The organism is Ferrovibrio sp. GW821-FHT12F09, from assembly GCF_058806775.1.
Genome location: NZ_JBXAPZ010000003.1, coordinates 83,869 through 101,838, shown reverse-complemented (window position 1 = coordinate 101,838; position 17,970 = coordinate 83,869). Strand labels below are relative to the sequence as shown.

Sequence of the window (17,970 nt, the reverse complement as noted above, 5' to 3'; positions counted from 1 at the left end):
TTCAACCCCGTCCCTCTTCCGCCGGCCTTCCGGAGGGCGACTCCGGGCCGATGGTGGGGTGCGCCCCCTGCAGCATCACTACGTGAAGCTGTTCAGGGAGGCAAGACCATCATTGCTGATATCCTGCCTCCCCGAGCGTGCTTCTTAGCCGAGGGCTTCGAGCCAGGCTTCGACCTGTTCCGGGCTGAGGACGTTGACCTGGGCCCCGCTAAAGGCATTGGCCTGGGTCGAAGTCAGCTCGGTGATATTGGTCGTCGTCAGGGACTGGATCGCGGTGGTGGAGATCGCCGTGATCTGGGTCGAGGAGAAATCACCAATATCGGTCGTATCCAAGGCGCCGATCTGCGTGCTGGTCAGCGCCGCGATCTGCGTACTGGCCAGGCCGGTAACCTGAGTCGAGCTCAACTGGTTGAAGTTGGTCGTGCTCAGGGCCGCGACTTGCGAGGTGGTCAGCTGGCTGACCTGGGTCGAGGACAGTTCCGCGATGAAGGTGGTGCCGACATCCGCAACCTGCGTCGTCGACAGCGCCTTGATCTGCAGAACGCTCAGGGCCGCCACCTGGGTGGTGTTGAGCTGTTCCAGGTTGGTGGTCGTCAGGGCCTTAACCTGCAGGGCCGACAGCGCACTCACCTGGGTCGAGGAGAAGTCGCCGACGTCCGTAGTGTCGAGGTTGGCAATCTGGGTCGTGGTCAGGGCCTGGATCTGGGTGTTAGCCAGGGCCTGGAACTGCGTCGTGTCGAACTGAGCCAGATTGTCATCCGTCAGAGCCTGTAGCTGGGTGGTTGCCAGCGCACCGATCTGGGTCGTGGTCAGGTCGGCCACATCCGTCGTCTCAAGGGCAGCGACCTGCGTGCTGGTCAGGGCCTTGATCTGCGTCGTGGTCAGAGCCTGCGACTGCGTGGTGTCGAGCGCCTTGACCGCCGAAGTGGTCAGAGCGGCAACCTGCGTCGCAACCAGGCCGCCGATGGCGGTCGTGGTCAGGGCCGCAGCCTGATCGGTGCTGAGCTGGGCCACCGAGGCGGTGGTCAGACCCTTGATCGCCGTCGAGCCGATGCCGCTGATGGCGGTCGTGCTCAGGGCGCTGATCAGCGTGGTGCTCAACTGACCCAACTGAGCCGCGGTCAGGCCACTGGCCTGGGTCGAGGTCAGTTCAGACAGCGCCGTGGTGCTCAGACCCGCCGCCTGCGTGGTGGTCAGAGCGCCCAGCTGCGTGCTGGTGAAGTCGCCGATCTCGGCCGTGGTCAGAGCACCCAACTGGGTGGTGGTCAGACCCTTGACCTGCGTCGTCGTCAGCGCCTGGAACTGCGTGGTGTCGAGCTGAGCCAGGTCGGTGCTTTCCAGGGCGCCGATCTGCGTACTGCTCAGCTGGCTCACCTGCGTCGACGTGAAGTCGTCGATGTCGGTGGTCTCCAGGTTGACGATCTGCGTGGTCGTCAGGGCCTGCAGCTGCAGATTGGTTAGCGCCCGTGCCTGGGTCGAGGTCAACTCGCTCAGGTTGGTACTGGTCAGTGACTTCACCTGCGTGGTCGTCAGGGCACCGATCTGGGTGGTGGTCAGATCAGCCACGTCGGTGGTCTCAAGGTCGGCGATCTGCGTGGTCGTCAGAGCCTTGATCTGCGTGGTGGTCAGCGCCTGCGACTGCGTAGTGTCGAGGGCGTTGATGCTGCTGGTCGACAGCGACTGGATCTGCGCCGTGGTCAGGCCGGTGATGGCCGTCGTGGTCAGCGCAGCAGTCTGGTCAGAGCTGAACTGGCCGATCTGTGTGGCCGACAGGCCCTTCACCTGCGTCGAGTTGATGCCGCTGATCGCCGTGGTGCTCAGGGCACCGATCAGCGTCGTGGTCAACTGACCCAGCTGCGTGCTGCTCAGGCCGCCCACCTGCGTGGAGGACAGTTCAGCCACCGCCGTGGTGCTCAGGGCATTCAGCTGGGTGCTCGTCAGAGCGCCCACCTGCGTGCTGCTGAAGTCACCGATCTCGGCCGTTTCCAGAGCACCCAGCTGGGTGGTGGTGAGGCCCTTGACCTGCGCCGTCGTCAGCGCCTGGAACTGCGTGGTGCTGAGCTGGCTCACGTTGGTGCTGTTCAGCGCGCCGATCTGCGTGCTGGTCAGCTGGCTCACCTGGGTCGACGTGAAGTCGTCGACGTCGGTGGTGTCCAGACCGGCGATCTGCGTGGTGCTCAGACCCTGCAGCTGCAGGCTGCCCAGCGAATGGACCTGGGTGCTGCTCAGCTGGTTCAGGTTGGTGGTGGTCAGAGCCTTCAGCTGCGTGGTGCTCAGCGCCTGCAGCTGCGTGGTGGTCAGATCGGCCACGTCGGTGGTCTCAAGACCCGCAATCTGCGTGGTCGTCAGACCCTTCACCTGCGTGGTCGTCAGACCCTGCGCCTGCGTGGTGTCGAGAGCGTTCAGCGCCGAGGTGGTCAGCGCCGCGACCTGCGTGCTGGCCAGGCCGCCGATGGCGGTCGTGGTCAGGGCAGCCGCCTGATCGGTGCTGATCTGGCCCACCTGGGTGGAGTTCAGCCCCTTGATCGCCGTCGAACTGATACCGCTGACAGCAGTCGTGCTGAGCGCGCCGATCAGCGTCGTGGTCAGCGCGCCGAGCTGAGCCGCGGTCAGGCCGCTGGCCTGCGTCGAGGTCAGTTCAGACAGTGCCGTGGTGCTCAGACCAGCCGCCTGGGTGGTGGTCAGAGCGCCCAGCTGGGTGCTGGTGAAGTCGGCGATTTCCGCCGTCTCCAGAGAACCGAGCTGGGTGGTGGTGAGCCCCTTCACCTGCGTCGTAGAGAACTGCTGGAACTGTGTGGTGCTCAGCTGGCTCAAGTCCGTGGTGCTTTCCAGCGCGCCGATCTGCGTGGTGGTCAACTGACCGATCTGGGTCGACGAGAAATCCTCGACGTCAGTCGTATCCAGACCCGAAATCTGCGTGGTGCTCAGACCCTGCACCTGCAGGCTGCTCAGCGACTGGACCTGGGTGCTGCTCAGCTGGTTCAGGTTGGTGGTGGTCAGAGCCTTCAGCTGCGTGGTGCTCAGCGCACCCAACTGCGTGGTGGTCAGATCAGCCACGTCCGTGGTCTCAAGGCCAGCGATCTGCGTGGTCGTGAGTGCCTTGATCTGCGTGGTGGTCAGCGCCTGCGACTGCGTGGTGTCGAGGACGTTGATGCTGCTGGTCGACAGACCCGCGATCTGCGTCCCTGTCAGGCCGGTGATCGCCGTGGTGGTCAGCGCAGCGGCCTGGTCGGAAGTCAACTGACCGATCTGTGTGGCCGACAGGCCCTTGATCTGCGTCGAGTTGATACCGGCAATCGCCGTGGTCGACAGAGCACCCACCGCCGTGGTGGTCAGACCACCAAGCTGCGTGCTGCTCAGGCCGCCCACCTGCGTGGACGACAGTTCCGACACCGCCGTGGTGCTCAGCGAGCCCAGCTGCGTCGTGGTCAGGTAACCGATCTGGGTCGAGCTGAAATCACCGATCTCAGCGGTCTCCAGCGCGCCGAGCTGCGTCGTGCTCAGGCCCTTGACCTGCGTCGAGGTCAGCGCCTGGAACTGCGTGGTGCTCAGCTGGCTCAGGTTGGTGCTGTTCAGCGCGCCGATCTGCGTGGCCGTCAGCTGGCCCACCTGGGTCGACGTGAAGTCGTCGATGTCGGTGGTGTCCAGACCCGCGATCTGCGTGGTCGACAGACCCTGCAGCTGCAGACTGGACAGCGAGTTGACCTGCGTGCTGGTCAGCTGGTTCAGGTTGGTGGTGGTCAGTGCCTTCAGCTGCGTGGTGCTCAGCGCCTGCAGCTGCGTGGTGGTCAGATCGGCCACGTCGGTGGTCTCGAGACCCGCAAGCTGCGTGGTCGTGAGTGCCTTAACCTGGGTGGTGGTCAGACCCTGCGACTGCGTGGTGTCGAGAGCGTTCAGCGCCGAGGTGGTCAGCGCCGCGATCTGCGTGGCAACCAGGCCGCCGATGGCGGTCGTGGTCAGGGCCGCAGCCTGATCGGTGCTGAGCTGGCCCACCTGGGTGGTGTTGAGACCCTTGATCGCCGTCGAGCCGATGCCGCTCACCGCCGTGGTCGACAGAGCGCCGATCAGCGTGGTGGTCAGAGCGCCCAGCTGCGTCGAGGCCAGGCCGCTGGCCTGCGTCGAGCTCAGTTCAGACAGAGCCGTGGTGCTCAGACCCGCCGTCTGCGTGGTGGTCAGAGCGCCCAGCTGCGTGCTGGTGAAGTCGCCGATCTCGGCCGTCTCCAGCGCACCCAACTGGGTGGTGGTGAGGCCCTTGACCTGCGTCGTGCTCAGCGCCTGGAACTGCGTGGTGCTCAGCTGGGCCAGGTCGGTGCTCTCCAGAGCGCCGATCTGGGTGCTGGTGAACTGGCTGATCTGGGTCGACGAGAAATCGTCGATGTCAGTCGTATCCAGGTTCACGATCTGCGTGGTCGTCAGACCCTGCAGCTGTGCGGCACTCAGCGCCTGTGCCTGGGTCGAAGTCAACTGGCTCAGGTTGGTGCTGTTCAGCGAGCGGAGCTGCGTGGTGGTCAGCGCGCCGAGCTGCGTGGTGGTCAGATCAGCCACGTCGGTGGTCTCAAGGCCAGCGATCTGCGTGGTCGTGAATGCCTTGATCTGCGTGGTGGTCAGCGCCTGCGACTGCGTGGTGTCGAGGGCGTTGATGCTGCTGGTCGTCAGACCCGCGATCTGCGTCCCTGTCAGGCCGGTGATCGCCGTAGTGGTCAGCGCGGCTGCCTGGTCGGAAGTCAACTGACCGATCTGTGTGGCCGACAGGCCCTTGATCTGCGTCGAGTTGATGCCGGCAATCGCCGTGGTCGACAGAGCACCCACCGCCGTGGTGGTCAGACCACCAAGCTGCGTGCTGCTCAGGCCGCCCACCTGCGTGGACGACAGTTCCGACACCGCCGTGGTGCTCAGCGAGCCCAGCTGCGTCGTGGTCAGGTAACCGATCTGGGTCGAGCTGAAATCACCGATCTCAGCGGTCTCCAGCGCGCCGAGCTGCGTCGTGCTCAGGCCCTTGACCTGCGTCGAGGTCAGCGCCTGGAACTGCGTGGTGCTCAGCTGGCTCAGGTTGGTGCTGTTCAGCGCGCCGATCTGCGTGGCAGACAGCTGGCTCACCTGGGTCGACGAGAAGTCATCGATGTCGGTGGTATCCAGACCCGCGATCTGCGTCGTGGTCAGGCTCTGCACCTGCGTGGTGTTGAGCGACTGGAACTGCGTCGAGGTCAGCTGGTTCAGGTTGGTGGTGTTCAGAGCCTTCAGCTGCGTGGTGGTCAGCGCACCGAGCTGCGTGGTGGTCAGGTCGGCCACATCAGTGGTCTCGAGGCCCGCGATCTGAGTCGTGCTCAGGCCCTTGATCTGCGTGGTGGTCAGACCCTGCGCCTGCGTGGTGTCGAAGGCATTCAGCGCCGTCGTGGTCAGGCCGGCAAGCTGCGTGGCGGTCAGGCCGGAGATTGCCGTCGAGGTCAGCGCCGCCGACTGGTCGGAGGTCAGCTGGCCGATCTGCGTGGTGCTCAGGCCCTTGATAGCCGTCGAGCCGATGCCGGCAATCGCCGTGCTGGTGATGGTGCCGATTGCGGTCGTGGTCAGGCCGCCCAGCTGCGCGCTGCTCAGGCCGCCCACCTGCGTGGACGACAGTTCAGCCACCGCCGTGGTCGACAGAGCATTCAGCTGCGTCGTGGACAACTGGCCGAGCTGGGTGCTGCTGAAGTCGTTGACCTCAGCGGTTTCCAGAGCACCAAGCTGCGTCGTCGTCAGGCTCTTGACCTGTGTCGAGGTCAGCGCCTGGAACTGCGTGGTGCTCAACTGGCTCAGGTTGGTGCTGTTCAGCGCGCCGACCTGTGCCGTGCTCAGCTGGCTCACCTGGGTCGACGTGAAGTCGTCGATGTCGGTGGTGTCCAGACCCGCGATCTGCGTCGTGGTCAGGCCCTGCAGCTGCGTGCTGTTAAGCGCCTGGAACTGCGTGCTGGTCAACTGGTTCAGGTTGGTGGTGCTCAGCGACTTCAGCTGCGTGGTGGTCAGCGCACCGAGCTGCGTCGTGGTCAGATCGGCCACATCAGTGGTCTCGAGACCCGCGATCTGAGTCGTGCTCAGGCCCGCGATCTGCGTGGTGGTCAGACCCTGCGCCTGCGTGGTGTCGAAGGCGTTCAGCGCCGTCGTGGTCAGACCCTTGATCTGGGTGCTGGTCAGGCCGGAGATGGCGGTAGAAGTCAGCGCCGCGGTCTGGTCGGAGGTCAGCTGGCCGATCTGGGTTGTGCTGAGGCCCTTGATGGCGGTCGAGCCGATACCGGTGATCGCGGTCGTGCTCAGAGCGCCCACCGCCGTGGTGGTCAGGCCACCCAGCTGCGCGCTGCTCAGGCCGCTGGCCTGCGTGGACGACAGTTCCGACACCGCCGTGGTGCTCAGCGAGGCGAGCTGCGTCGTGGTCAGATAGCTGAGCTGGGTCGAGCTGAAATCACCGATCTCAGCGGTCTCCAGCGCACCGAGCTGCGTCGTGCTAAGGCCCTTGACCTGCGTCGAGGTCAGCGCCTGGAACTGCGTCGTGCTCAGCTGGCTCAGGTTGGTGCTGTTCAGCGCGCCGATCTGCGTGGCAGACAGCTGGCTCACCTGGGTCGACGAGAAGTCGTCGATGTCGGTGGTGTCGAGACCCGCGATCTGCGTCGTGGTCAGGCCCTGCACCTGCGTAGTGTCGAGCGACTGGAACTGCGTCGAGGTCAGCTGGTTCAGGTTCGTGGTGTTCAGAGCCTTCAGCTGCGTGCTGGTCACCGCATCGAGCTGCGTGGTGGTCAGGTCGGCCACATCGGTGGTCTCAAGACCCGCGATCTGCGTGGTCGTGAGTGCCTTGATCTGCGTGGCGTCCAGCGACTGCGCCTGCGTGGTATCGAGCGCATTCAGCGCCGTCGTGGTCAGGCTGGCAACCTGCGTGGCGACCAGACCGTCAAGTGCGGTGGTGGTCAGCGTGGCCACCTGGTCGGAGCTCAGCTTGGCGACCTGCGCGGTGGTCAGACCCTTGATGCCGGTCGAAGTGAGGCCGGCAAGCGCCGTAGAGGTCAGGGCGCCGATCTGCGTGGTGCTCAGCGAGCCAAGCGACGTGCTGGTCAGGCCGCCCAGCTGCGTGGACGTCAGTTCAGCCAGCGCCGTGGTCGACAGCGCCTTGACCTGCGTGGTGGTCAGCTGGCCCAGCTGCGTGCTGCTGAAATCATTGATCTCGGCAGTTTCCAGCGCACCGAGCTGCGTCGTGCTCAGGCCCTTGAGCTGCGTCGCAGTCAAAGCCTGGAACTGCGTCGTGCTCATCTGCGACAGATTCGTGCTGTTCAGCGCGCCGATCTGCGTCGAGGTGAACAGGCTGAACTGCGTCGAGGTGAAGTCGTCGATATCGGTGGTCTCAAGACCCGCGATCTGCGTGGTCGTCAGACCCTGCAACTGCGTGGTGTTAAGCGTCTGGACCTGGGTGCTGCTCAGCTGGTTCAGAGCCGTGGTGCTCAGACCCTTGAGCTGCGCGGCAGTCAGGGCGCCGAGCGCCGTGGTGGTCAGCTCGGTGGCCTGCTCGGTGGAGAGCTGGCCGAGCTGGGTCGAGACCAGGCCCTTGACCTGAGTCGTGGTCAGATTGCCGATCGTGGTGGTGCTGAGGGCGCCGAACTGCGTGGAGGTCAGCGCGCCGAGCTGGGTGGAGGTCAGGCGGGCAGACTGCGTGGTGGTCAGTTCACCCAGTGCCGTGGTGCTGAGCTGCTTGATCTGGCCGACCGTCAGCGCGTTGATCTGCGTGGACGTGAAGTCGCCGATCTCGGTCGTGTCGAGCGCCGCCAGCTGCGTGGTGGCCAGGCCCTTGATCTGCGTGGTCGACAGGCCGGCGAACTGCGTGCTGCTCAGCTGGTTCAGGTTGGTGGTGCTGAACGAGCCGATCTGCGTGGCGGTCAGACCGCCGAGCTGCGTCGAGGAGAATTCCTCGATGTCGGTGGTCTCGAGGTTGCCGATCTGCGTCGTGGTCAGCTGAGCCAGCTGGGTGCCGGCCAGGGCCTGGGTCTGCGTGGTGTCGAAGGCCGACAACTGCGCTGCGCTCAGGCCGCGAAGCTGGGTGGTCTGCAGCGCCTTGACCTGCGTGGTGGTGAAATCGGCCACGTCGGTGGTGTCGAGGCCCGAAATCTGAGTCGTGGTCAGCGACTGGATCTGCAGCGTGGTGATCGCCTGCGTCTGCGTCGTGTCGAGGGCAGCAAGGTTGGTGCTGGTGAGCTGACGGAACTGGGTGGTGTACAGGCCCTTGATCGCGCTGGTGCTGAGCGCCTGCACCTGGTCGGTGTCAAGCAGGCCTACCTGCGTGGTGCTGAAGCCCTTCACCTGCGCGGCATTCAGCGCGCTGAAGACAGTGGTGCTCAGGTTCTGCAGCTGGGTGGTGGTCGCCGCCTGGAAGTGCGTCGACTGCAGACCGGCGACCTGCGTGGTGGTGAGCTGTTCGAGCTGGTCGGTGGTCAGCGCGCGGAACTGCGTGGTGGTGAGCTGGCCCAGCTGGGTCGAAGTGAATTCGGTGATGTCGGTAGTTTCGAGCGCACCGATCTGCGTGGTGGTCAGCGCCTTGATCTGGTTGGAGCCCAGCGCCTGGATCTGGGTGGTGTCGAGCTTCGAGAGGTTGGTGCTGCTCAGCGCCTGCAGCTGCGCCGAGCTGAACACCGCGATCTGCGCCGCATCGAAGACCAGCTGATCGGAGGTGAAGTAGCCAACCTGCGTGGCGGTGAGCGCCTTGACCTGCGAGGTGAGCAGCGCATCGACCTGCGTGGTCTCAAGCGCCTGAATGCCCGTCGAGCTGAGGGCCGCAATCTGCGTGCTCTTCAGCGACTGGATGTCAGTGGTGGAGAGACCTTTGATCGCCGTGGTGGTGAAGTTGGCGATAACGGTCGTGCTGAGCAGAGAAATACCAGACATGATTTAAGTCCCCCAGATAGCGCTTAGCGCTGAATTGAAATTTGAGTGATGGGCGAGCGAACCGGCGCGTCGGATGCCAAATGGCAGACGCGGCTCAAGTCCGGCTGTGAAGAAGCTGAGGAAAAACGGTACTGATCGCGACTTCTGCTGAAAGGCAGGCGGATTCGACCGGATTTGCCGTCATAAAGCGAATGCGCAGCATGGTGCTGCTTCGCGTGGTATCTCATGGCGTCGCTCACTTTCTGTAGCGGTTCGCAATAACATTCTGTACGCGCGAATAGGATTAGTGAGTTTGTTGTGTCAACGCAAGCGAAATCATGCACGCGGGAGTTTATCAGGGTGGCTGGGCTATATTTTTTGTACATCGCCCTCGCCTAAGCCCTGTGGATAACTACAGTTGTCCACAGGGTGATTTGCGGCGCTTTTCGGCCGTAATCGTCTCGTCACAGAGACAAATTAACCTTATTATTCCAAGTTGTTACTGAGGGCTGCCGTTCAGCCCAGACGAGGGCCGCCACCCAACCGTGACGCGAAATGCTGCGCTGCAGCATTTGCAACCAAGCCCGCCCGCTCTTCAGACATCACAACCGGGCGTATCGAGTGCTTTTGGGATGTAAAGCGGCGTAAAAAATACAGGAAAATATCCCTAATGGACCTGCAGATCACAAAATGCTTCGGAAATACGCGATCGTTTCCTTGAGGCCGTCTTCAAGTGCGACTCGCGGCTCCCAGCCCAGATGCTGCCTGGCTTTGCTGATATCGGGCTGACGCTGCTTCGGATCATCCGAGGGAAGCGGACGGAAGACCAGTTTGGAGGATGAACCGGTGAGGCGCACGACGGCCTCGGCCAGCTCGATCATCGTGAATTCTTTCGGATTGCCGAGATTGATCGGACCGGTGACATCGTCGCCTGTTGCCATCAGACGCACGAAGGCTTCGATCAGATCGTCGACATAGCAGAAGGAGCGGGTCTGCTTGCCTTCCCCATAGATGGTGATGTCGTTGCCCTTCAGCGCCTGCACGATGAAGTTCGACACGACACGCCCATCGTTGGGATGCATGCGCGGCCCATAGGTGTTGAAGATACGCCCCACCTTGATCTTCAGGCCATGCTGGCGATGGTAGTCGAAGAACAGAGTCTCGGCGCAACGCTTGCCTTCGTCGTAGCACGAGCGCAGACCGATCGGATTCACATGGCCCCAGTATTCTTCAGTCTGCGGGTGAATCTGCGGATCGCCGTAGACTTCGGATGTCGATGCCTGGAAGATTTTCGCACGCACGCGCTTGGCCAGACCAAGCATGTTAATCGCGCCATGCACGCTGGTTTTCGTGGTCTGCACCGGATCGTGCTGATAATGGACCGGTGACGCCGGACAGGCGAGATTGTATATTTTGTCGACCTCGACGTAGAGCGGGAACGTCACGTCGTGGCGCATAATTTCAAAGCGCGGATTCTTCAGCAGGCTTTCGACATTGGTGCGACGACCGGTGAAGTAATTATCGACGCACAGCACATCGTTGCCGTCCTTCACCAGACGCTCGCACAGATGCGAGCCAAGGAAACCAGCACCGCCGGTGATAAGTACGCGTCCCGACTCCATCATGCTCGTCCCCTCCGGCGAATCCCCAGTCTTGCAACAACCGTAGCGAGCCACCTATCGGCGCACAAGCGCCATACATGCCGGGGCGGACATCAGCGGATGCCCTGTGCAAAGACCACAGCGCCGGAATGACCGGCGCGGCCATGGCACCGCACGCGCATGAGTCGGGATGTAAGTGCAGATTGTCGCTGGCTGAGAAGCTGGCGACCCCAACGGGAGTCGAACCCGTGTCTTCACCGTGAAAGGGTGACGTCCTAGGCCTCTAGACGATGGGGTCGGCCTGTTGCACCGGCTGCCCGGCGCGACGCGGTGTGTAACCGCTCCGGCTGCACAAATCAATAGCCGCTGCCCCGCCAGATTCCGCAGACGTTCCAGCCCTTCTGGATGCCGGATTCTGGCATCCGCCGCCCGAGCCAGGCTTTGTACCAATTTTGATATTGGTTCGAATTTTCAGACCGGAATTGCCGGGAAAGGCAGCAAATCGCCTCGAAAATTGGCATTCAGAACAAAGATTTATGGTTGTTGCTCCGAACCATTTTGTTTTAGGTTCGAGATCATGAACGACATGCTTCTCAAACAACCGCAACGTCGCAATGCCGCCGCCGACACGGTGGGACTGCTGCGCCGTTTGTTGCTGGAGCAGGCCAATGCACCGGAAAGCCCGCTGCCAACCGAGCGCAGTCTGGCCGCGCGCCTGGGCGTCAGCCGCCGCGTGGTGCGTCAGGCGCTGTCCGAACTGGAAGCCGAGGGCAAAATCTGGCGCCGCCAGGGCAAAGGCACCTTTATTGGTCCTGCCCCCTCCTCTTCTGCCCCGACGCTCAGCCGTCTCGCCAGCCGCACGAATTTCTACGAGATCATGGAAGTGCGCCTGCATATCGAGCCCAGCATCGCGCAGCTTGCGGCCCATCGCGCCAGCGCCGAGCAGATCGCCATGATCCGCAAGCTGGCCGAACGGGTCGCCACCGCCAGCATCGATACCGAACCGGCAACGCTGGAACGCTGGGACAGCGCGTTCCATCGCGCGCTGGCCGAAGCGGCCGGCAACCGTCTGTTTCTCGACCTGTTCGAAGTGATCGACAAGATCCGCTACGACGCCTCGTGGCAGAGCACACGTGCCCGCGCACGCACGCCCGATGGCAAGATGCGCTCGGCGCAGCAGCATCTCGAGATCGCCGAAGCCATCGCAGCCCGCGATTCCACGCGCGCCGCGTCGGTCATGCGGCAGCATATCGCATCGCATCAGGAAGCCCTGCTGAAAGCGATGAACAACGACCAGGGCATGACCGTATCGCCGCTCGGCCAGCCAGGCAGCCTCAGCATTCCGGATTTAAAAGCACCATGACAAAGATTCCTTTCGCCTTTACCACGCGTCCGGAGATCAAGGGCAATTTCGGCGTCGTCGCCACCACACACTGGATCGCCTCTTCGGTTGCGATGGGCGTGCTCGAGCGCGGTGGCAATGCCTTCGACGCCGCAGTCACTGCAGGTTTCACGCTGCATCTGTGCGAACCGCATCTGAACGGCGCCGGCGGCGACCTGCCGGCGCTGATGTGGAATGCGAAAACCAAACGCATCGACGTGCTCTGCGGCCAGGGTCCCGCGCCGGAGAAGGCCACGATCTCGCATTTCAAATCGCTCGGCCTCGATCTTATCCCCGGCTCCGGCCTCCTTGCGCCCTGTGTGCCCGGCGCCGTCGATGGCTGGCTGCTGATGCTGCGCGACTACGGCACCATCGATATTGCCGATGCACTGGCGCCGGCCATTCATTACGCCAGCCAGGGCTGCCCGCTGGTGCCGCGCGTGATCGACACCATTGCCACCGTGCAGGATCTCTTCCGCAATGAATGGAAAAGTTCAGCGGCTGTCTGGCTCACCAAAGGCGGCGATCTGCCGAAACCTTACACCCTGTTCCGCCAGGAAGCTCTGGCCGAAACCTATCGCAAGCTGGCCAGGATCGGTAGCGAGCGCAGCGGCAGTCGCGAGCAGCGCATCGATGCCGTGCGCAGCGCCTGGCGCGAAGGTTTTATCGCCGAAGCCATCGATGCTTTCAGCACCGGCACCGAAGCCATGGATGCCTCAGGCCGCCGCCATCGTGGCGTGCTGAGCGGCAACGACATGGCGAAGTGGCAGGCCTATGTCGAAAAGCCGCTGACCTACGATTATCACGGCTGGACCGTGGCGAAATGCGGCGCCTGGAGTCAGGGTCCGGCCTTCCTGCAGCAGCTCGCGCTGCTGAAGGGCTTCGATCTCGCCAAGATGGACCCTGCCGGCCCCGACTTCATTCATACGCTCGTCGAAGCCTCGAAGCTGGCCTTCGCCGATCGTGAAGCCTGGTACGGCGATCCCGATCATGTCGATGTGCCGATGGCTGCGCTTCTCTCAGACACCTATAATGCGCAACGCCGCAAACTGATTGGCGATATGGCATCGCTGGAGTTGCGCCCGGGCGATCCCGTAGGCCAGGGCGCGAAGCTGACCAGCATCAAGGCCGGCGAAGCGGGCGGCGTCGGTGTCGGCGAGCCCACGGTTGGCCGCCTGGCCGGCAGCGATGGCGCCGTGAATCGCCGCGGTGCGGCCAGCGGCGACACCTGCCACATCGACGTAATCGACCGCTGGGGCAACATGGTATCGGCCACGCCTTCGGGCGGCTGGCTGCAGAGTTCGCCGGTGATCCCCGAACTCGGCTTCGCCCTCGGCACGCGCGCGCAGATGTTCTGGCTCGAAGAAGGCCTACCCAATTCGCTCAAGCCCGGCAAACGGCCGCGCACCACGCTGTCGCCGTCAATGGCGTTGCGTGACGGCAAGCCGGCACTGGCCTTCGGCACGCCGGGTGGCGACCAGCAGGACCAGTGGTCGCCGCAGATGTTCCTCAAGATCGCGCATCACGGCATGAATCTGCAGGAATCCATCGACAGTCCAGCCTGGCATAGCGAGCACTTCCCCTCTTCCTTCTATCCGCGTGCCGCCAAGCCCGGCCATCTCGGCCTGGAAGGTCGTTTTGCGAAAGAAACCATTGAGGCGTTGAAGGCACGCGGCCACAAGGTTGAAGTCGGCGGCGACTGGTCGGAAGGGCGGCTCTGCGCCGCTGCCACCGATGAAACACCTGAAGGCACTCTGCTGCGCGCCGGCGCCAATCCGCGCGGTATGCAAGGTTATGCGGTGGGTCGCTGAACCATGACCTGGTCGATTGTCGCCCGCGATCCAGCCACTGGCGCCTTCGGCGTTGCGGTCACGACCAAGTTCTTCGCCGTCGGGGCGCTGTGCCCCCATGCGAAAAGCGGCACCGGCGCTCTCGCCACCCAGGCCCTGATCAATCCCACATACGGGCCGCGCGGCCTGCGCATGCTGGATGACGACATGCCGGCCGCAGACGTGGTCCGTTGGCTGACGTCATCCGATGGCGGCCAGTCTGCACGGCAGCTGCATGTGGTGGATCGGGCGGGCCGCACCGCAGCCCATACCGGCGCCGATTGCATTGGCTGGTGCGGCCACAAGACCGGCGAGGATTTCTCGGTGGCCGGCAACATGCTGGCCGGTGCGGCCGTCGTCGAGGCGACCTTCGCCAGTTTTGCGGCCAGCGCGAAACCCTTTGCCGAACGCCTGCTCGACGCACTGGATGCGGGCCAGGCGGAAGGCGGCGACAAGCGCGGCAAGCAGTCCGCCGCGTTGCTGATCCACACCGCTGAAGACTATCCGGCACTGAGCCTGCGGGTCGACGATCACGACGAGCCGCTGGCCGAGCTGCGCCGGCTCTATGGGGTGTCCCAGGGCCGCTATGCTGCCTTTCTGAAATTCTTCGCCACCCGCGACAACCCGAGCGGCATCTGGGACCGCAGCGTGATCGAGGCCGAGGTCCAGCGCCTGGAACGCCAGCAGACGGGGCAGCCCTGATGGCTCTGCTCGAAGTCGACGACCTGAGAACCTTTTTCTCCTCCGATGGCGGCGAGTTTCGCGCCGTCGATGGCGTCTCCTTCAGCGTCGACAGCGGCAAGACGCTGGGCATTGTGGGTGAGTCGGGCTGCGGCAAGTCGGTCACCTCCCTGACCGTCATGGGCCTGCTGCCCAATCGTGGCGCCCGTATTGCCAGCGGCAGCATCCGCTTCGGTGGCATGGACCTGCGCGAGATCGACAAGGATGCCATGCGCGATCTGCGCGGCAATCGCCTGGCCATGATCTTCCAGGAGCCGATGACCTCGCTCAACCCGGCCTTTACCATTGGCGACCAGATCATGGAAGGCCTGATCCGGCATAAGGGCCTGAACCAGACAGACGCGCGTGAGGCGACCATCGCCATGCTGCGCAAAGTGAACATCCCGGCGCCGGAAAAGCGCGTGGATGATTATCCGCATCAGCTGTCGGGCGGTATGCGCCAGCGCGCCATGATCGCCATGGCGCTGGCCTGCGGGCCCGAGCTGCTGATTGCCGACGAGCCGACCACAGCGCTGGATGTGACGGTGCAGGCACAGATTCTCGATCTGCTGCGCGAACTGCAGCGTGATCTGGGCACGGCAATCATGCTGATCAGCCACGACATGGGCGTGATTGCCGAAATGGCCGATCATGTGGCGGTGATGTATGCCGGCCGCATCGTCGAACAGGCGCCGGTGGAACAGCTGTTCGATACACCGCAGCACCCCTACACCATCGGCCTGCTCGGCTCGATCCCGCGCCTCGATCACACCAAAGAGCGGCTGGCCGCCATCGAAGGCAGTGTGCCAGACCCGCTCAACCCGCCAGCAGGCTGCCGTTTCAGCCCGCGCTGCCCCTTTGTCGAGGCGCAATGCCGCGCTGAAGCGCCGGAGCTTCGCAATATCGTGGCCGGTCATGCCGTGGCCTGCTGGAAGGCGCCGCTGCTATGAGCAATCTCCTCGAGGTCCGCGGCCTGACCAAGCATTTCACCGCACGAACCAACTGGTTCGGTCGGCCGACCAGCTATGTCAGTGCCGTCGACGATGTCGATTTCACATTGAAGCCGGGCGAGACGCTGAGCCTGGTGGGCGAAAGCGGCTGCGGCAAATCCACCACCGGCCGCCTGGTGCTGCGCCTGATCGATCCGACCGCCGGGCAGATCATGTTCGACGGCCGCGACATCACCAGACTGCAGGGAACAGCGCTCCGGGATCTGCGCCGCGAAATGCAGCTGGTTTTCCAGGACCCCTACGCCTCTCTCAATCCGCGCATGACCGTGGGCGACATTCTCGCCGAGCCGCTGATGCTGCACGGCCTGCTGCCGCCGGCAAAGCGCAAAGCCCGGGTGGAAGAGCTGCTGGAGCTGGTCGGTCTGCGCCCGGCCCATGCCCGGCGCTATCCGCATGAATTTTCCGGCGGCCAGCGCCAGCGCGTCGGCATCGCCCGCGCATTGGCTGTCGAGCCGAATCTGATTGTCGCCGACGAAGCCGTCTCGGCGCTGGATGTCTCTGTGCAGGCCCAGGTGCTGAACCTGATGAAGGATCTGCAAGCGCGGCTGGGCATTGCCATGATCTTCATCGCCCATGACCTGGCGGTGGTCCGGCATATCGCCCAGCGCATTGCCGTGATGTATCTCGGCCGGATTGTCGAGGTGGCGACGACCACAGAACTCTTCACCAATCCGCGACATCCCTATACCCGCGCATTGCTCTCCGCCATTCCGGTGCCGCAGCCCAATGCCGTGCGCCAACGCGTGATCCTGACCGGCGACGTGCCCAGCCCGATCGACCCTCCGGCCGGCTGCCGTTTCCATACGCGCTGTCCCTTTGCCGTCGATCTGTGCCGCAGCAGCATTCCTTCGATGGAAAATATTGATGGCCATACGGTGGCCTGTCACCGCTGGCGCGAACTGCCGGTTGCCGCCCCGTTGCCCGTGGAAGGCGGCAGCGCCGGCGCCGAGCGACTGGCGCGCCTGCAGGCCCGTTTCGTGACCTCATCTGCAATCTAAGTCATTCACACAGGGGAGATGCCGACCATGTTAAGACAGACCACCTTCGCCATGCTGGCCGCCGCACTTGTCGCGGTTGCCATGCCCGCTTCCGCCCAGACCCTGAAATTCGGCCTCGCCGAAGACCCCGACGCTCTAGATCCGACGCTGGCCCGCACCTTCGTCAGCCGCATCGTCTTCTCGGCGCTGTGCGACAAGCTGGTGGATATCGACCCAGATCTGAAAGTCGTACCGCAGCTCGCCACCGAATGGAGCTGGTCGGCCGATAACAAGGCGCTGACCATGAAGCTGCGTCCCGGCGTGACCTTCCATGACGGCGAGAAGTTCGATGCCGAAGCGGTGAAGTACAACATCGAGCGCCACAAGACCCTGCAGGGTTCGCAGCGCCGTGGCGAACTGTCGGCTGTCACCACTGTTGACGTGGTCGATCCGCTGACCGTAAAGATCAATACCCAGGCGCCGTTTGCACCGCTGCTGGCCACGCTGACCGACCGCGCCGGTATGATGATCTCGCCGAAGGCCGGCAAGGCGCTGGGTGACAAGTTCGCCACCGCGCCGGTCTGCGCCGGCCCGTTCAAGTTCGTCGAGCGCGTTGCCCAGGACCGCATCGTGGTCGAGAAATATGACGGCTACTGGAACAAGGCTAATGTGCATCTGTCGCGCATCGAGTTCCGCCCCTTCATCGACGCCACCGTGCGCCTGGCCAACCTGCGGTCGGGCCAGCTCGACCTGATCGAGCGCCTCGCCGGCACCGACTTCAAGGATGTGCAAAAGGACAAGAAGCTGAAGTCGGGCCAGATCACCGAAATCGGCTACTACGGCATCACCATCAATATCGGCAAAAGCGACAAGGCGAAGTCGCCGATCGGTTCGAGCCAGAAAATCCGCGAGGCGCTGGAGCTTTCCATCGACCGCAACGGCATCAACCAGGTGGTGTTCGACGGCCTTTCCACGCCGGGCAACCAGTGGGTTGCACCGACCAACGCCAACTACACCAAGTCGGTGCCGGTGCCCAAGCGCGATGTGGCCAAGGCAAAGCAGCTGCTGAAGGAAGCCGGCAATCCGAACCCCGTGGTCAATCTGGTGACGCCCACCACGACGGACGCCCGCAACATCGCCCAGGTGGTGCAGGCGATGGCGAAGGAGGCCGGCTTCGATGTGCGCATTCAGGCGACTGAATTCGCCACCTCGCTGAACATGGCCGATAAGGGCGACTTCGAGGCTTATATCCTGGCCTGGAGCGGTCGTCCCGATCCGGACGGCAACCTGTACAGCTTCCATGCCTGCAACCAGCCGCTCAACTATTCCGGCCTGTGCAATCCGGCGCTGGACGAAATCCTCAACGATTCACGTCTGACCACCGATATTGCCCAGCGCCGCACGGCCTGGGAGAAAGCCGTGAAGATCGTCAATGCCGAGCGGCCGATCATCTATCTGCTGCATCGCAAGTGGCTCTGGGCCTACGCGCCCAAGCTGACCGGATTCAAGGAATATCCGGACGGCCTGATCCGCTTCACCGGCATGAAGAACGGTTGATCGTAACGGGGCCGCGCCCAC

Annotated in this window: 8 protein-coding genes and 1 tRNA gene; 6 read left to right on the top strand and 3 right to left on the bottom strand. The window is 63.6% G+C overall.

All coding sequences use genetic code 11. From position 1 onward, the window contains the following. Positions 1–144: 144 nt before the first annotated feature. The 3 genes from AC1ROB_RS20690 to AC1ROB_RS20680 form a co-directional block, all read right to left on the bottom strand. On the bottom strand, positions 145–8,895 hold the full coding sequence (locus AC1ROB_RS20690; RefSeq protein WP_492973202.1) for a hypothetical protein: 8,751 nt from the start codon (positions 8,893–8,895) through the stop codon (positions 145–147). A gap of 662 nt (positions 8,896–9,557) precedes the next feature. After that, complete coding sequence (locus tag AC1ROB_RS20685; RefSeq protein WP_492973203.1) at positions 9,558–10,499, bottom strand: UDP-glucuronic acid decarboxylase family protein; 942 nt, start codon at positions 10,497–10,499, stop codon at positions 9,558–9,560. Between the two features lie 198 nt (positions 10,500–10,697). Next, a tRNA-Glu gene (locus AC1ROB_RS20680) sits at positions 10,698–10,773 on the bottom strand. Positions 10,774–11,052: 279 nt separating this feature from the next. On the opposite strand from AC1ROB_RS20680, the gene AC1ROB_RS20675 reads away from it, so the two are divergent. Genes AC1ROB_RS20675 through AC1ROB_RS20650 form a run of 6 tightly spaced genes read left to right on the top strand, consistent with a single transcriptional unit; the run spans position 11,053 to position 17,949 of the window. Continuing rightward, positions 11,053–11,838, top strand: a complete 786-nt coding sequence (locus AC1ROB_RS20675) for a FadR/GntR family transcriptional regulator (protein WP_492973204.1) — start codon at positions 11,053–11,055, stop codon at positions 11,836–11,838. Beyond that, entirely contained in the window at positions 11,835–13,667 is a 1,833-nt protein-coding gene (locus AC1ROB_RS20670) for a gamma-glutamyltransferase family protein (RefSeq protein ID WP_492973205.1), read from the top strand. The genes AC1ROB_RS20675 and AC1ROB_RS20670 overlap by 4 nt, the downstream gene beginning before the upstream one ends. 3 nt (positions 13,668–13,670) lie before the next feature. Then, positions 13,671–14,387 (top strand): DUF1028 domain-containing protein, encoded by a 717-nt coding sequence (locus AC1ROB_RS20665; RefSeq protein WP_492973206.1) that lies wholly within the window; start codon positions 13,671–13,673, stop codon positions 14,385–14,387. After that, complete coding sequence (locus tag AC1ROB_RS20660) at positions 14,387–15,355, top strand: ABC transporter ATP-binding protein (protein WP_492973207.1); 969 nt, start codon at positions 14,387–14,389, stop codon at positions 15,353–15,355. Before AC1ROB_RS20665 ends, AC1ROB_RS20660 begins: the two co-directional genes overlap by 1 nt. Next, positions 15,352–16,413, top strand: a complete 1,062-nt coding sequence (locus tag AC1ROB_RS20655; protein WP_492973208.1) for an ABC transporter ATP-binding protein — start codon at positions 15,352–15,354, stop codon at positions 16,411–16,413. The genes AC1ROB_RS20660 and AC1ROB_RS20655 overlap by 4 nt, the downstream gene beginning before the upstream one ends. Positions 16,414–16,440: 27 nt before the next feature. Beyond that, a complete protein-coding gene (locus AC1ROB_RS20650; RefSeq protein WP_492973209.1) occupies positions 16,441–17,949 on the top strand; it encodes an ABC transporter substrate-binding protein in 1,509 nt (502 codons plus the stop codon). Positions 17,950–17,970: the final 21 nt, after the last annotated feature.

Coding starts and splice junctions, on each gene's coding strand:
- AC1ROB_RS20690 (WP_492973202.1), bottom strand. CDS start 8,895: ATGTCTGGTATTTCTCTGCTCAGCACGACCGTTATCGCCAACTTCACC.
- AC1ROB_RS20685 (WP_492973203.1), bottom strand. CDS start 10,499: ATGATGGAGTCGGGACGCGTACTTATCACCGGCGGTGCTGGTTTCCTT.
- AC1ROB_RS20675 (WP_492973204.1), top strand. CDS start 11,053: ATGAACGACATGCTTCTCAAACAACCGCAACGTCGCAATGCCGCCGCC.
- AC1ROB_RS20670 (WP_492973205.1), top strand. CDS start 11,835: ATGACAAAGATTCCTTTCGCCTTTACCACGCGTCCGGAGATCAAGGGC.
- AC1ROB_RS20665 (WP_492973206.1), top strand. CDS start 13,671: ATGACCTGGTCGATTGTCGCCCGCGATCCAGCCACTGGCGCCTTCGGC.
- AC1ROB_RS20660 (WP_492973207.1), top strand. CDS start 14,387: ATGGCTCTGCTCGAAGTCGACGACCTGAGAACCTTTTTCTCCTCCGAT.
- AC1ROB_RS20655 (WP_492973208.1), top strand. CDS start 15,352: ATGAGCAATCTCCTCGAGGTCCGCGGCCTGACCAAGCATTTCACCGCA.
- AC1ROB_RS20650 (WP_492973209.1), top strand. CDS start 16,441: ATGTTAAGACAGACCACCTTCGCCATGCTGGCCGCCGCACTTGTCGCG.